Here is a 1,355-nt window from a genome sequence, read left to right as displayed (position 1 = left end):
AGTGCTGCTGGCCTGGCAGAACTTCACCGGAAACAACGACCCCGCAGCCGGTTTGGTATTGGACGACCTCCAGATCACCTCGCTTCCGGTGGATACCCACACCGCCCGCATGGACCTAGCGTTTTCCCTCGGCGAACGCTTCACCGACACCGGCGAACCCGCCGGACTCGGCGGAGCAGTGGAATTCCGCACCGACATCTTCGACGCCACCACCATCGAGACACTCATCCAACGGCTCGAACGAACACTGAACGCCGTCACCACCAACCCGGAACAACCACTGTCATCGATAGATCTGCTCGACGAGACCGAACACACCCGGCTGGACGAGATCGGCAACCGTGCCGTATTGCGTACGCGCCCACCGTCGATGAAGTCGGTGCCGAAACTGTTCGCCGAACAGGTCGCCCGCACTCCCAACGCGACAGCGTTGAGCTGCGGCGATCGTTCATACAGTTACCGGCAACTGGACGAGACCTCGAATCGGCTGGCGCACCTGCTCAGCGGCCACGGTGTGGGTCCCGGATGCGTGGTCGGGCTACTGATGCAACGCTCGGCACAAGCCATCACCGCCATCACCGCGGTACTCGAGACGGGGGCGGCCTACCTGCCCATCGATCCCGAACACCCAAGAGCACGAATCGAATTCATGATTGCCGACGCCACACCGGCGGCCGTGATCACCACCGCCGATCTGGCCGGACGACTCGACGGAATCGACATACCGATCATCGATGTCGACGACCCCGCAATCCACAGCCAACCCAGCACCGCGCTCCCGGCGCCACGCCCGGACACCATCGCCTACCTCATCTACACCTCCGGCACCACCGGGATCCCCAAAGGCGTAGCCACCACTCACCGCAACGTCACCCAACTACTGACAACCTTGAACACCGGCCCCACACCCGCGTCGGAACAGGTGTGGGCACAGTGTCATTCACTCGCCTTCGACGTCTCCGTATGGGAAATCTGGAGCCCGCTACTCCACGGCGGCCGACTGGTCGTCATACCCGACTCGATCACCCTCTCCCCCAGCGACTTCCACGACGTCCTCGCCGCCCAACACGTCACCGTATTGACCCAAACCCCCACCGCTGCAGCAATGCTCACGCCACACGACCTGGAACCGCTGACACTGATACTCGGCGGTGAAACCTGCCCCGCCCAGGTAGTAGACCGCTGGGCACCCGAACACACAGTCATCAACGGCTACGGACCCACCGAAACCACCATGTGCGTCACCCTAACCCCACCCTTGGCACCTGAATCCGGAACACCACCGATCGGCTCACCGGTACCCCCAGCAGCACTCTTCGTGCTGGATGAACGGCTACGGCCGGTACCGGTGGGTG

1 protein-coding gene is annotated in these 1,355 nt (G+C 63.0%); it reads left to right on the top strand.

Features of this window, described 5'->3' with window-relative positions; genetic code table 11:
- Positions 1 to 1,355 (top strand): AMP-binding protein (locus ACGF5C_RS34610; RefSeq protein ID WP_393308612.1); only part of this gene is annotated, 1,355 nt, incomplete at both ends.

The organism is Micromonospora sp. NPDC047620, assembly GCF_043205005.1.
In the GTDB taxonomy this organism is placed as follows: domain Bacteria; phylum Actinomycetota; class Actinomycetes; order Mycobacteriales; family Micromonosporaceae; genus Micromonospora.
The sequence above is the reverse complement of the archived record's forward strand: the minus strand, read 5'-3'. Positions and strand labels throughout refer to the sequence as shown.